The following is a 13,522-nucleotide window of genomic DNA, read 5'->3' on the forward strand; positions in this document are numbered from 1 at the left end:
GACGGGGCCTTCCGGCCCGTCCGCCCCCTCCCGCGGGGTGTGCGCGTGCTCCCGTGCGTTACGCGGCGAGCTTCGCCAGGGCCGCGTCGATACGGGCCAGGGTCTTCTCGCGGCCCAGGATCTCCAGGGACTCGAAGAGCGGCAGACCGATCGTGCGGCCGGTGACCGCGACGCGGACCGGGGCCTGGGCCTTGCCGAGCTTCAGGCCGTGCTCCTCGCCCGCGGCGAGGATGGCGTTCTTCAGGGCGTCCGCGTTCCACTCGGCGTCGGCCAGCTTGGCGCGGGCCGTCACCAGCAGGGCGTCGGAGCCCTCCTTCATCGCCTTGTTCCAGGACGCCTCGTCCGTCGCCGGCTCGGCCAGGAAGAGGAAGTCGACGTTGGCCGTGATGTCCGAGAGGACCGTGACCCGGGTCTGGGCGTGCGGGGCGATCTCCTCGAACTGCGCCGCGTCGAAGTCCTCCGGGGCCCAGGGGGCGAACGGGGCCTTCAGCCAGGGGCCGCACGCCTCGGTGAACGCCTTCACGTCCATCCGGCGGATGTGCTCGGCGTTGACGTGCTCGCACTTCTTCAGGTCGAAGCGCGCCGGGTTGGCGTTGACGTCCTTGATGTCGAAGGCGGCCACCATCTCCTCGACGGAGAAGATGTCCCGGTCCTCGGCGATCGACCAGCCCAGCAGGGAGAGGTAGTTGAGCAGCCCCTCGGGCACGAAGCCGCGCTCGCGGTAGAGGTTGAGCGAGGCCTGCGGGTCGCGCTTGGAGAGCTTCTTGTTGCCCTCGCCCATGACGTACGGCAGGTGGCCGAAGGCGGGGGTGTCCTTGGCGATGCCCAGCTCGATGAGCGCCTTGTAGAGGGCGAGCTGGCGCGGGGTGGAGGAGAGCAGGTCCTCGCCGCGCAGGACGTGGGTGATCTCCATCAGCGCGTCGTCGACCGGGTTGACCAGCGTGTAGAGCGGGGCCCCGTTGGCGCGGACGATGCCGTAGTCCGGGACGTTCTCCGGCTGGAAGGTCAGCTCGCCGCGGACCAGGTCCGTGAAGGTGAGCGGCTCGTCGGGCATCCGGAAGCGGACGATGGAGGTGCGGCCCTCGGCCTCGTACGCGGCGATCTGCTCGGCGCTCAGCTCGCGGCAGTGGCCGTCGTAGCCGGAGGGCTTCCCGGCGGCGCGGGCGGCGTCGCGGCGGGTGTCGAGCTCCTCGGTGGTGCAGTAGCAGTGGTACGCGTACCCGCCGGCGAGGAGCTTGTCGGCGACGTCCTTGTAGATGTCCATCCGCTGCGACTGGCGGTACGGGGCGTGCGGGCCGCCGACCTCGGGGCCCTCGTCCCAGTCGAAGCCCAGCCAGCGCATGGAGTCCAGGAGCTGGTCGTAGGACTCCTCGGAGTCACGGGCGGCGTCCGTGTCCTCGATGCGGAAGACCAGGGTGCCGCCGTGGTGCCGGGCGAAGGCCCAGTTGAACAGGGCGGTGCGGACCAGGCCCACGTGGGGGTTGCCGGTCGGCGAGGGACAGAAACGTACGCGTACAGGTGCGTTAGCCACGCTTGATCACCTTGTTGGTGAGAGTGCCGATGCCTTCGATGGTGACGGCGACCTCGTCGCCGACATGGAGGGGTCCGACCCCTGCGGGGGTGCCGGTGAGGATCACGTCGCCCGGGAGCAGCGTCATGGCCTCCGTGATGTGGACGACCAGGTCCTCGATCGAGCGGATCATGTCGCTCGTACGGCCCAGCTGGCGTTGCTCGCCGTTGACCGTCGCCTGGATGGTGACATCGCTGGGGTCGAGGTCGGTCTCCACCCAGGGGCCGAGCGGGCAGGAGGTGTCGAAGCCCTTGGCCCTGGCCCACTGCTTCTCGCGCTTCTGGGCGTCGCGGGCGGTGACGTCGTTGGCGCAGGTGTAGCCGAAGATGACGTCCTTGACACGCTCGCGCGGGACTTCCCGGCACATACGGCCGATGACCACGGCCAGTTCGGCCTCGTGGTGCAGCTCGTTCGAGAAGGAGGGGTACTCGATCGCGTCGCCGGAGCCGATCACCGAGGTGGTGGGCTTGAAGAAGGCGACGGGGACCTCCGGGACCTCGTTGCCCAGCTCCGCGGCGTGCTCCGCGTAGTTGCGGCCGATGGCCACGACCTTGTTGGGGAGCACGGGCGGCAGGAGACGGACCTTGCTCAGCGGGACCTTGGTGCCGGAGAGCTCGAACTCGGCGTACGGGATGCCCTTGATGATGTCGAGGACGAGGCCATCGGGCCCCTCGCCCTCGACGGCGCCGAAGGCGACATTGCCGTCGATGGAGAACCTGGCGATGCGCACGGGATGCTGTCGCCCCTCACTCGCTTGCTGGCTGAAGACTGACGCTCCAGGCTAACGCGTTGCCCGGCGGGGATTGCCCCGATTTCGAGCGGCGCGGGCGGCGACGGGGTGAGGGGGACGGCCCGGGGGACGGCGCCCGCGCTACTCGGCGGCCGCGGCCGCGACCGGGGCTTCCATGAGGATGGTGCGGCGCGGGTTGGCGGTCTGGCCCGGCAGCTCCACGGCGTGTTCCGGCTGCTCCGGCGTCCGCAGTTCACCGGCGTCCTTGAGGTGCGCCAGCGTGGTGCGCCGGGGGTTGGCAATGTTGCGGAACGTCATCGTCGTCTTCATCTGCCGTTCGGACCCTGTCGGTACGGGCGCCGCCCGGGGAGGGGCGCCGGTGGTCGGTTGTGCCATCCCAGTAAAGCGTCAGGCTAAACATCCAATTCCCGGCGGAAGCCCGGAAGAGACGACGATCATTGTGTGAGTTTGCTCACGACCGTGCACGCAATTCACTCATTCCGGGCAGTGGATCACGCCGACAGAAAAGGACATTCCGTCACTGAATCAGCCATTCCACTCCTGACCATGGCGACTGGGACACCCGCAGGGGCTTAAAAATTCGCTCCTTATCGACCGTTTTATGCATGATCACGCTCCACGGCTTGTCACTCGTCAATCACAACGCGTCACTCACGTCACGGTGCGACACGAGGCCCTTGTTGGAGATCCGGCACTGTGCTGGAATTCCACGCACCGCCGCGGGTTTCAAACCGGCGCGCAGGGGGCGCGACACAGCGCCGAGTGGCGGCGGAGAAGGGGAAGAGGACGCCGGTCACTCACGACCACCATGGGGCGGGCACGAGACGCTCCACGACGCCGACACCGTTCCACCGCCTCGCGCGGGCGGGACGCCTGGTCCAGAGGTTGCGACGCTAGTGCAGGGACGTTTCAAGAGGGATGGCAGCGCTGCGGCGGAGCAGGAGCCGCACGGCGGGACCGACCGCGGTCCCTCGGCCCCGCACGCCCAGAACCCCGGGCCGGCCACGGCCGCCGACAGCGGGGAGCGCGCTCAGCGCCCCGCCGCGGAGGGCGGCGACGACACCGACGTGGTCTCCTCGCCGCTGTCCCAGGGATCGACCGGCACCGGCTCGCGCGTCGCCCTGCGCAACTGGCGCATCAGCACCCGACTGGTTTCCCTGCTCGCCCTTCCCGTGGTCGCCGCGACCGCACTGGGCGGCCTGCGGATCAACGATTCGATGAACGACATCCAGCAGCTTGATCACATGCAGCTGCTGACCAAGCTGACGAAGCAGGCGACCACCCTGGCGCAGGCGCTCCAGGAGGAGCGCGACAACTCCGCCGGTCCGCTGGCCAACGGCGGGAAGCCCGACGACTTCAAGGTCGCCGAGCCCCGCCGCAAGACCGACCGGGCGAAGACCGCCTTCCTGCAAGCCACGAACGAGATCGGCGACCCCTCCGGCGACGAGGCTCTCGAAGGCATCGCCGCGAGCACCTCGCAGATCGCGGGCCAGCTGGCCGGCATCCGCGGCATCCGCAAGGAGGCGTATGCGAACGGCGCCCCGAGCTTCCTGACCGTCGACCAATACAGCCAGCTGATCACCTCGCTGCTGAGCCTCTCCCAGGACATGGCGCAGGCGACCAGCAACTCGGAGATGATCAAGCGGACCCGTGCGCTGGCCGCCTTCTCCTCCGCCAAGGAGTACGCCTCGATCCAGCGGGCCGTCATCGCCGCGGCCCTGCCCGGCGGCAACGACGACAAAAAGCCGCACATGGACTCGAACGAGAAGCAGTTCGGCAAGTTGGCGTTGGAAGAGGAGCAGTCGGCACTGCGCTCCTTCAAGTCCGTGTACGCCGCCACCGGCAACAACGCCGACGAACTGACCGCCACGCTCGACGAGGGCAACCCGGAGATCAAGGCCGCCTCCACCTACGCGAAGAAGGTGCTGGACAGCCCCACGGGCATGGAGGGCACCGCGCGGCGCTCCTACCTCGACTGGTACGACCAGAGCTCCACCAAGATCGGGGCGATGACGACCATCGAGGAGACCCTCCTCAGCGACATGGAGGGCAAGGCCCGCGAGCTCCGCGACGAGTCGAAGCGCGAAGCGATCATCAGCGGTGCGCTCATCCTGCTCGTGCTCGGTGTCTCGCTGGTCGGCGCCTTCGTCGTCGCCCGGTCGATGATCCGTTCGCTGCGCCGCCTCCAGGACACCGCCACCCGGGTCGCCCAGGACCGGCTGCCCGAACTCGTCAAGCAGCTCTCCGAGGCCGACCCGCAGGACGTGGACACCTCGGTCGAGTCGGTCGGCGTGCACTCCCGGGACGAGATCGGCCAGGTGGCCGCGGCCTTCGACGACGTGCACCGCGAGGCCGTCCGCCTCGCCGCCGAGCAGGCCCTCCTCCGGGGCAACGTCAACGCGATGTTCACCAACCTCTCGCGCCGCAGCCAGGGCCTCATCCAGCGCCAGCTCTCGCTCATCTCCGAGCTGGAGTCGCGCGAGGCCGACCCGGACCAGCTGTCCTCGCTCTTCAAGCTCGACCACCTCGCGACCCGTATGCGCCGTAACGGCGAGAACCTCCTCGTCCTCGCGGGCGAGGAGCCGGGCCGTCGTTGGACCCGCCCCGTCCCGCTGGTAGACGTGCTCCGTGCCGCCGCCTCCGAGGTGGAGCAGTACGAGCGGATCGAGCTGGCCGCGGTACCCGCCACCGAGGTCGCCGGCCGCGTCGTCAACGACCTCGTCCACCTGCTCGCCGAGCTGCTGGAGAACGCCACGTCGTTCTCCTCCCCGCAGACCAAGGTGCGGGTCACCGGTCACGCGCTGCCCGACGGGCGGGTGCTGGTCGAGATCCACGACACCGGCATCGGCCTCTCCCCGGAGGACCTGGCCGCGATCAACGAGCGGCTCGCCTCGCCGCCCACCGTGGACGTCTCGGTCTCCCGCCGCATGGGTCTGTTCGTGGTCGGCCGGCTTTCGCTGCGTCACGGCATCCGGATCCAGCTGCGGCCCTCCGACTCCGGCGGTACGACCGCGCTGGTCATGCTGCCCGTCGACCTCGCCCACGGTGGCAAGCAGCCCGCGCCCAAGCCCTCCCCCGGTCAGCAGGCCGGTGCCCCGGGCGGTCCGCTCGCCGGCGGCCAGGCGGGTCCGGCGGGCGGTTCGCGCCCCGGTCTCGGCTCCGCCCCGGCGGGCCCGGCCGGACGTCTCGCCCCGGGCCAGGGCGGAGCGCGCGGCCAGGTCGGCGCGGGGTCCGCGCCGCGTGCCGCGCTGCCCTCCCGCGACTCCGGTCCGCGCCAGCCGCAGGGCCGGCCGGACGCCGGGTTCCCGCCGGCCGGGACGGGACCGCAGGACGCCTCCCGTCCGGAGCCGCAGCGTCACGGCGGCGGCCTCGCGGGCGCCTTCGGCAACGGCGCCCGTCTCGGTGCCCGCGGCCAGAACGAGGGCCCGGGCCGTCAGGAGCCGGGCGGCCGCCCCGACCTGTTCAGCGAGAAGCGCCAGGGCCCCGGTCAGGGCCGTCAGGACGAGAACGCCGCCTGGCAGCAGTCCCAGCCGCAGCAGGGCCGGCCGAACCCGGCCGGTCCGGGCGGTTTCCAGCAGCCCGGCCAGGGCGAGCCCGAGCGCCAGCTGCCCCCCGTCGGCGGCCCGCGTGCCGAGCTGCCCGGCGCCCCGTCCCCGGCGACCGGCGGATACCCCGTACCGCAGCGCCCGCAGACCACCAGCTGGGGTGCCGAGGACCAGGCGCGGCATGCTCCGCTGGACGCCCCGCGCGGTCACGAGGAGCCCGAGTCCACCGGCCAGTTCCAGCGCCCGGTGAACCCGCAGCCCGCCCCGGGGATGCCGCTGGACGAGCAGCACGGCCCCGGCTCCACCGCCGAGTTCGCCCGCCCGGACTTCTCCGCCCCGGCTCCGCAGGCCCACTTCCCGCAGGCCCACGCCCCGCAGGACTTCCCCGGCCAGGACCCGGCGAGCACCGCGCAGTTCGCCCGCCCGGACTTCGGGCAGCCGCAGCAGCAGCCGGTCCGGGCGCAGGACCAGGGCTTCCGCGCCCAGCAGGACCAGGGCTTCCAGGCCCCCGACCCGCAGGGCCTGGGCGACGACTTCGGCGCCCCGCGCCCGCCCGCCGCCGAGGGCCAGTACCGCCCCGAGGTGCCGCAGCAGCCGCGGCCCGAGGCGCTGCCCGCCGCTGGGCCCGGGGACGGTCGTACACCGCTGTACGACACCCTGGAGACCAACTGGTTCCACGGCCCGCAGCAGAGCTCCCAGCAGCACAGTGCCCAGCAGCCCGCCCAGCCGCAGGCGCCGGACTCGTCCCTCCCCCGTCGTCAGGCCCCGGAGTCCCCGGCTCCCGCGGCCCCGGCCGGTGGCGGCGACACGGGAGGAACCCCCGCAAGTTCCTGGCGCCCCTCGCCGAACGACGAACTCGTACGGCAGGCGGAGCGGGTCAAGAAGCCCGCGGCGGGCGGAGTCACCACTTCCGGCCTGCCGCGTCGAGTGCCCCGCGCCAACCTGGTGCCGGGAACCGCTCAGCAGCAGAACCATCAGTCCGGTCCGCAGGTGTCACGTGCCCCCGACGACGTGCGCGGGCGGTTGACCAATCTCCGCCGGGGCATTCAGCAGGGGCGGCAGGCCAACGGCCAGTCGACCGGCAGTTTCCCACTCGGCCCCACTCACCAGCAGGAGCGTTAGTTGAGCCCGATGAGTCAGGCCGCGCAGAATCTGAACTGGTTGATCACCAACTTCGTGGACAACACCCCCGGGGTGTCCCACACGGTGGTGGTCTCCGCCGACGGACTCCTGCTGGCCATGTCCGAAGGATTCCCCCGTGACCGCGCCGACCAGCTGGCCGCCGTCGCCTCCGGGCTGACCTCGCTGACCGCGGGCGCCTCCCGGATCTTCGAGGGCGGCGCCGTCAGCCAGACAGTCGTGGAGATGGAACGCGGGTTCCTCTTCCTGATGTCCATCTCGGACGGCTCCTCACTGGCCGTCCTCGCCCACCCCGACGCCGACATAGGTCTGGTCGGGTACGAGATGGCCCTGCTGGTCGACCGCGCGGGCAGCGTCCTCACCCCCGACCTCCGTGCCGAACTCCAAGGCAGCCTGCTTCACTAGGCGTCCTTGGATCGATGACAGACTCGATTGCCCCAGGAACGCCCTCAACCCTCGCCCGTCAGGCCGATCAGCGCCCCCACCGGCCTCACCAGACGGCACGTCGAAGCACTGCTGTCACGCCCGGAGGATTCATGACCCCGCCACCCGCCTCACCCGATCCGTACGGCGCACTGCACCACGCGTCGTACGACGGTGAAGGCGACCAGCCACTGGTCCGCCCGTACGCCATGACCGGTGGCCGGACCCGGCCTCGCTACCAGCTCGCCATAGAGGCGCTGGTCTCCACCACGGCCGACCCCGCGCACATGGCGACGCTGCTCCCCGAGCACCAGCGGATCTGCCACCTCTGCCGTGAGGTCAAGTCGGTGGCCGAGGTCTCGGCGCTGCTGTCGATGCCGCTCGGTGTGGCCCGGATTCTCGTCGCGGACCTGGCGGAAGCCGGCATGGTGGCCATCCACCAGCCGGGCAATGGAGAGGCCGGCGGCGCGCCGGATGTGACACTGCTCGAAAGGGTGCTCAGTGGACTTCGCAAGCTCTAGTGGCGGCGCGACCCGGGCCACCACCTCGGCGAAGATCGTGGTGGCCGGGGGCTTCGGCGTGGGCAAGACCACGTTCGTCGGTGCCGTCTCGGAGATCAACCCGTTGCGTACCGAGGCCGTGATGACGTCCGCGTCCGCGGGCATCGACGACCTGACGCACACCGGGGGCAAGACGACGACGACCGTCGCCATGGACTTCGGCCGTATCACCCTGGACCAGGACCTGATCCTGTACCTCTTCGGTACACCCGGTCAGGACCGCTTCTGGTTCATGTGGGACGACCTCGTACGCGGCGCCATCGGCGCCGTCGTCCTCGTCGACACCCGCCGCCTCGCCGACTGCTTCCCCGCCGTCGACTACTTCGAGAACAGCGGACTCCCCTTCGTCATCGCCCTCAACGGCTTCGACGGACACCAGCCCTACACCCCCGACGAAGTCCGCGAAGCCCTCCAGATCGGCCCCGACACCCCGATCATCACGACGGACGCGCGGCACCGCGCGGACGCCAAGAGCGGTCTGATCACGCTCGTGGAGCACGCGCTGATGGCGCGGCTCAAGTAGGCACAAGTCGGTATTGCCGTACGCTAGTTGCCGTAGTCGGGCGGGGGTGGACTGTGTCGTTTGACACGATCCACCCCCGGCATTCATAACGTTTCGACAGAGAATTGCCCCGCGATCGACACCCGACGCATCCGTCTGGTGCCTCAGCGCACATCTGAGCCCCGCCTTTTGGCGGGGCTCGTTCCTTATGCCCGTTTTATCTGAGGCCTGGGCCACTCGGAATGACAGGTTCCGACTGTTTGGAACGCGACCGGTCCCCATGCTGGAATTCGACGAACTTCCAAGTAGTACGGCCCTGAACGAAACACGGCACAGCGTAGGTGCCGACGCCGAGAGGTTGTTGGTCGAGTGAGGCGAAGCAACGCGGGCTCCACGGCGCAGCGGGAGCGGGGCAATTTCACCCCTCCGTCGCGCGCCGCGGTGTCGTCCGCCGATGCGTCGGACGCCGAAGCGCCCGCCGGCGGTTCCGGCCGGCTGTCCCCGCGCAACTGGCGGGTGGCCACGCGGCTGAACGCGATCCTCCTGATCCCCGTCCTGGTCGGCCTGGTCATGGGCGGTTTCCAGGTGAAGGGGTCGATCGACACCTGGCGCGAGGCCGAGAACGCCGAGAAGACCGCGCTGATCGTCCGCGCCGCCGCCGAGTACGGCCAGGCACTGCTCAACGAGCGCGACCTCTCCGCCCAGCCGCTGCTGTCGAACAAGCGCGACGCCGCCGCCATTACAGAGGTCCAGACCACCACGGACAACGCGGCGGGCAAGTTCAACGAGGCCGTCAAGGACATGCCGAGGAAGAAGGGCCTGGAGCGGCGCCTGCGGCTCTTCCGGCTGGAGGAGCCCACCCTCCCCGGGCTGCGCAAGGCAGCCTTCACCGAAGCCATGGACCCGGTGAAGACGGAAGAGGGCTACGTCAAGGTCCAGCACTCGCTGATGGAGTTCAGCAACGAACTGGGGCTGGGCACGGGCAACATCACCAGCTACGGCCGTTCGGTCTACGCGCTGGAGCTCGCCAAGGCCGCAGAATCGCTTCAGCGCTCCATCGGCATGCATCTGCTGGTGCGGCCGAGCCAGCAGCGCGCCACGTTCGACGCCCAGGTCAAGGCCTTCGGTTCGTACAACTACCTGGAGGACGTCGCCCTCGGCGAGTTCGTCTCCGGGGCCACGGAGGAGGACGCGGCCCGGCTGAAGCAGGTGCTGGCCGCCAAGGCCGACGAGGGCAACGAGAAGCTGAAGAAGGCCAAGGAGCAGGCCGACGCCACCGGGGTGCCGTTCGTGACCCCGCCCAGCATCGACGGCTCCGTCTTCGACGGCATGGCCGAGCAGATCTCCCAGGGCAAGCCGCCCGAGAAGCTGGCCGCGAAGGGCATTACGCCGGAGACCTGGATGGCCGCGGCCACCGCCAAGTTCGACGGCTACACCACGGTCGAGAACGAGCTCGTCGACAAGGCGGTCGACGAGGCGGCGGGCATCTCCTCCGGCGCCCGGACCGACGCCTTCGTCAACGCCGCCGTGGTGATCGTCGCCCTGCTGGCCGCCTTCGCCCTGGCCGGTCTCATGGCCCGGCAGATGAGCCGCTCCATGCGCCGGCTGCGCACGGCCGCGTTCGGCATCGCCGAGCAGCGGCTGCCGATGCTGGTCGACCAGCTCTCGCGGGCCGAGCCGGGCCGGGTCGACACCCGGGTCCAGCCCATCCCGATCCACAGCCGGGACGAGATCGGCGAGGTCGCCCGCGCCTTCGACCAGGTGCACCGCGAGGCGGTACGGCTCGCCGCCGAGCAGGCCATGCTCCGGGGCAACGTCAACGCGATCTTCACCAACCTGTCGCGCCGCAACCAGTCCCTGATCGAGGGCCAGCTGACCCTCATCACCGACCTGGAGAACAACGAGGCCGACCCGGACCAGCTGGAGAACCTCTTCCGGCTGGACCACCTGGCCACCCGGATGCGCCGCAACGGCGAGAACCTCCTGGTCCTCGCGGGCGAGGAGCCCGGCCGCCGCTGGAACCAGCCGGTGCCGCTGGTCGACGTGCTCCGCGCCGCCTCCTCCGAGGTGGAGTCCTACGAGCGCATCGAGCTGACCGGCATACCCGAGACCGAGATCCACGGGCAGGCGGTCACCGACCTGGTGCACCTGCTGGCCGAGCTGCTGGAGAACGCGACCACGTTCTCCTCGCCGCAGACCAAGGTGCGGGTCACCGCGACCCGGCTGCCCGACGGCCGCATGATGATCGAGATCCACGACAAGGGCATCGGTCTCACCCCCGAGGACTTCGCCGACATCAACCACAGGCTGGCCAACCCGCCGACCGTGGACGCCACGGTGTCGCAGCGGATGGGCCTGTTCGTGGTCGGCCGCCTCTCCGACCGGCACGGCATCCGGGTCCAGCTGCGCCCCTCGGGCGAGCAGGCCGGGACCACCTCGCTGGTCATGCTGCCGGACGCGATCACGCACGGCGGCGGTGGCGAACCGGACGCCGCGGCCGGTGACTTCACCGTCTCCTCGATCATCCCGGAGCAGCAGGGCCTGGAGCAGCAGCCCCAGGCGCACCAGCGCACCGCGGCCGAACTCGGCTTCGACGACTCCCGTTACGAGCAGCCCCCGGCGGGGGCCACGCTGGACCCGGTGGGCCGTTCGCTGATGCGCGAGGGGCGCCGGGCGGCGCTGGAGGCGCAGACCTCCGGCGAGCAGCAGCAGTTCGCCCAGCAGCCGTACGCCGCCCAGGACGGACAGCCCTACGCCGGGGCCCCGTACACCGAGGCCCCGTACGCCGGGGCCGGATACGGTCAGCAGCCGCAGCCGGAGCAGTACGGCCAGGAGCAGTACCACCAGGACCAGTACGGCCACCAGCAGTACGGCCAGGACCCGTACGCGGGCGGCTACGCCCCGTACGACGCCTCTCCGGACGCCGTTCACGCGGAGTCCGGGCAGGCGGCCGGAGAGGTCCGGCAGGCCGCGCACGACGGGCAGTTCGCTCCCGGGACCCAGCAGGACGAGTGGCCGGAACAGGGCGGCCACCAGGGCGCGTACGAGCCGGCGGCACCGGCGGAAGCGGAATCATCCGTCCCGTCTGCCCCCGCCGAGCCGCAGGAGCGCGTAGGCTTCGACCGTTCGGGGCCCACGCCCAACTCCGGCCACGAGCTCACCGAAGCCGGTCTGCCGCGCCGGGGTGGTCAGCAGCACTGGCAGCCCACCGGCCGTGGCAGCCATCGGCCCGCCGCCGCGCAGCAGCCGCCGCAGCAGCAGGAGTTGCCGCAGCGGCAGGACGCGCAGCAGGACGGAAACGGCTCCGACGACTGGCACTCGGCCAACGACGAGCGCTGGGAGCGGGCCGAGCAGCTCCGGGAGCCGAAGGCGGGCGGAATCACCCCGTCCGGTCTTCCCCGGCGCGTGCCCAAGGCCAATCTGGTCGAGGGCACGGCGGAGCAGGCCGTGCAGGACGGCCCTCAGGTTTCCCGCGCCCCCGAGGACATCCGCGGCAGGTTGAGCAACCTGCGGCGGGGCGTGCTCCGGGGACGCAGCGCGGGTTCGGACGACAGTAATACCTACGACCAGGAGCGTTAGTGTGAGCCCGATGAGCCAGGCGGCGCAGAATCTGAACTGGTTGATCACCAACTTCGTGGACAACACCCCCGGGGTGTCCCACACGGTGGTGGTCTCCGCCGACGGACTCCTGCTGGCCATGTCCGAAGGATTCCCCCGTGACCGCGCCGACCAGCTGGCCGCCGTCGCCTCCGGGCTGACCTCGCTGACCGCGGGCGCCTCCCGGATCTTCGAGGGCGGCGCCGTCAGCCAGACGGTGGTGGAGATGGAACGCGGGTTCCTCTTCCTGATGTCCATCTCGGACGGCTCCTCGCTGGCCGTCCTCGCCCACCCGGACGCAGATATCGGTCTGGTCGGGTACGAAATGGCACTTCTCGTCGACCGGGCGGGCAGTGTTCTGACTCCGGATCTCCGGGCCGAGCTCCAGGGAAGTCTTCTTAACTAATAGACAGACAGTGCGTTTCGCGCCACTGGGCCATAAGGTGCGGTGGCGCGGACCCACTGGGATCGGGACCGGCAGTCGGAGGAGGAATCGTGGACACACCCCAGAACGGGCACCAGTACGACGGTGGCCGACAGGTACCGGGTGAGCACGGGGACAACCGGTTCAACTTCCCCTCGGCCCCCAGCAGACAGGGCGCCCAGCCTTCTTTCCCGCCCTACCAGCAGCCGCAGCGGCCACGAGGTGCCCAGGAGGACATCGGGTGGCACGCGCAGCAGCCGGGGGGCGCCCAGGAGGACACCGGGTGGCACGCGCAGCAGCCGCACCGCTACGACCCTCCCCGGGCGCCCCGTGTCCAGCCGGTGCCGCCGAGGCAGATTCCCGAGCCCGCCGCGCCGTCCGCGCACAACCCGCTGGTTCGTCCGTACGCCATGACCGGTGGCCGGACCCGCCCGCGCTACCAACTCGCCATTGAGGCGTTGGTCAGTACCACGGCCGATCCGTCCCGGCTGCAAGGGCAGTTGCCCGAGCACCAGCGGATCTGCCGGCTGTGCTTCGAGATCAAGTCGGTCGCCGAGATTTCGGCACTGCTCTCGATACCCCTCGGCGTTGCCCGGATCCTCGTGGCCGATCTGGCCGAGGCCGGACTCGTCGCTATCCATCAGCCCGGCGGCGACGAGTCCGCCGGCGGCCAGCCAGATGTGACACTGCTCGAAAGGGTGCTCAGTGGACTTCGCAAGCTCTAGCGGCGGAGCAGCCCGCTCCACTACCTCGGCGAAGATCGTGGTGGCAGGGGGCTTCGGCGTGGGTAAGACCACGTTCGTCGGTGCCGTCTCGGAGATCAATCCGCTGCGTACCGAAGCCGTGATGACGTCCGCTTCCGCGGGCATCGACGACCTGACGCACACCGGGGACAAGACGACCACCACGGTGGCGATGGACTTCGGCCGTATCACCCTGGACCAGGACCTGATCCTGTACCTCTTCGGTACACCCGGTCAGGACCGCTTCTGGTTCATGTGGGACGACCT

The 13,522-nt window shown here is 70.4% G+C and carries 11 protein-coding genes; 8 read left to right on the plus strand and 3 right to left on the minus strand.

What is annotated here, in order from left to right; all coding sequences use genetic code 11:
- Positions 1–58 precede the first annotated feature (58 nt).
- The 3 genes from gltX to ACFCV8_RS31915 form a co-directional block, all read right to left on the minus strand.
- A complete protein-coding gene (gene gltX, locus ACFCV8_RS31905) occupies positions 59–1,531 on the minus strand; it encodes a glutamate--tRNA ligase (RefSeq protein ID WP_376688979.1) in 1,473 nt (490 codons plus the stop codon).
- Positions 1,524–2,300, minus strand: a complete 777-nt coding sequence (locus tag ACFCV8_RS31910) for a fumarylacetoacetate hydrolase family protein (RefSeq protein ID WP_376688980.1) — start codon at positions 2,298–2,300, stop codon at positions 1,524–1,526. Before ACFCV8_RS31910 ends, gltX begins: the two co-directional genes overlap by 8 nt.
- 141 nt (positions 2,301–2,441) lie before the next feature.
- Positions 2,442–2,630, minus strand: a complete 189-nt coding sequence (locus ACFCV8_RS31915; RefSeq protein WP_376688981.1) for a hypothetical protein — start codon at positions 2,628–2,630, stop codon at positions 2,442–2,444.
- A gap of 587 nt (positions 2,631–3,217) precedes the next feature.
- Between ACFCV8_RS31915 and ACFCV8_RS31920 the strand changes: the two genes are divergently transcribed.
- The 8 genes from ACFCV8_RS31920 to ACFCV8_RS31955 all read left to right on the plus strand — a co-directional run.
- Positions 3,218–6,988, plus strand: coding sequence for a nitrate- and nitrite sensing domain-containing protein (locus tag ACFCV8_RS31920; RefSeq protein ID WP_376688982.1), 3,771 nt, complete (start codon positions 3,218–3,220; stop codon positions 6,986–6,988).
- A gap of 9 nt (positions 6,989–6,997) precedes the next feature.
- Positions 6,998–7,411: a roadblock/LC7 domain-containing protein gene (locus ACFCV8_RS31925; protein ID WP_259934900.1), complete on the plus strand. Its 414-nt coding sequence runs from the start codon at positions 6,998–7,000 to the stop codon at positions 7,409–7,411.
- Positions 7,412–7,542: 131 nt separating this feature from the next.
- Positions 7,543–7,950, plus strand: coding sequence for a DUF742 domain-containing protein (locus tag ACFCV8_RS31930; protein ID WP_352276250.1), 408 nt, complete (start codon positions 7,543–7,545; stop codon positions 7,948–7,950).
- Entirely contained in the window at positions 7,931–8,512 is a 582-nt protein-coding gene (locus ACFCV8_RS31935) for an ATP/GTP-binding protein (protein WP_376688983.1), read from the plus strand. The genes ACFCV8_RS31930 and ACFCV8_RS31935 overlap by 20 nt, the downstream gene beginning before the upstream one ends.
- A 348-nt stretch (positions 8,513–8,860) precedes the next feature.
- A complete protein-coding gene (locus ACFCV8_RS31940; protein ID WP_376688984.1) occupies positions 8,861–12,070 on the plus strand; it encodes a nitrate- and nitrite sensing domain-containing protein in 3,210 nt (1,069 codons plus the stop codon).
- A gap of 10 nt (positions 12,071–12,080) precedes the next feature.
- Positions 12,081–12,494 (plus strand): roadblock/LC7 domain-containing protein, encoded by a 414-nt coding sequence (locus tag ACFCV8_RS31945; RefSeq protein ID WP_376688985.1) that lies wholly within the window; start codon positions 12,081–12,083, stop codon positions 12,492–12,494.
- Positions 12,495–12,583: 89 nt separating this feature from the next.
- Entirely contained in the window at positions 12,584–13,237 is a 654-nt protein-coding gene (locus tag ACFCV8_RS31950; RefSeq protein WP_376688986.1) for a DUF742 domain-containing protein, read from the plus strand.
- Positions 13,218–13,522 (plus strand): ATP/GTP-binding protein (locus tag ACFCV8_RS31955; RefSeq protein WP_030739219.1); only part of this gene is annotated, 305 nt, incomplete at its 3' end. The genes ACFCV8_RS31950 and ACFCV8_RS31955, both read left to right, overlap by 20 nt.

The sequence above is a fragment of the Streptomyces sp. NPDC056347 genome, from assembly GCF_042262625.1.
Classification (GTDB): Bacteria; Actinomycetota; Actinomycetes; order Streptomycetales; family Streptomycetaceae; genus Streptomyces.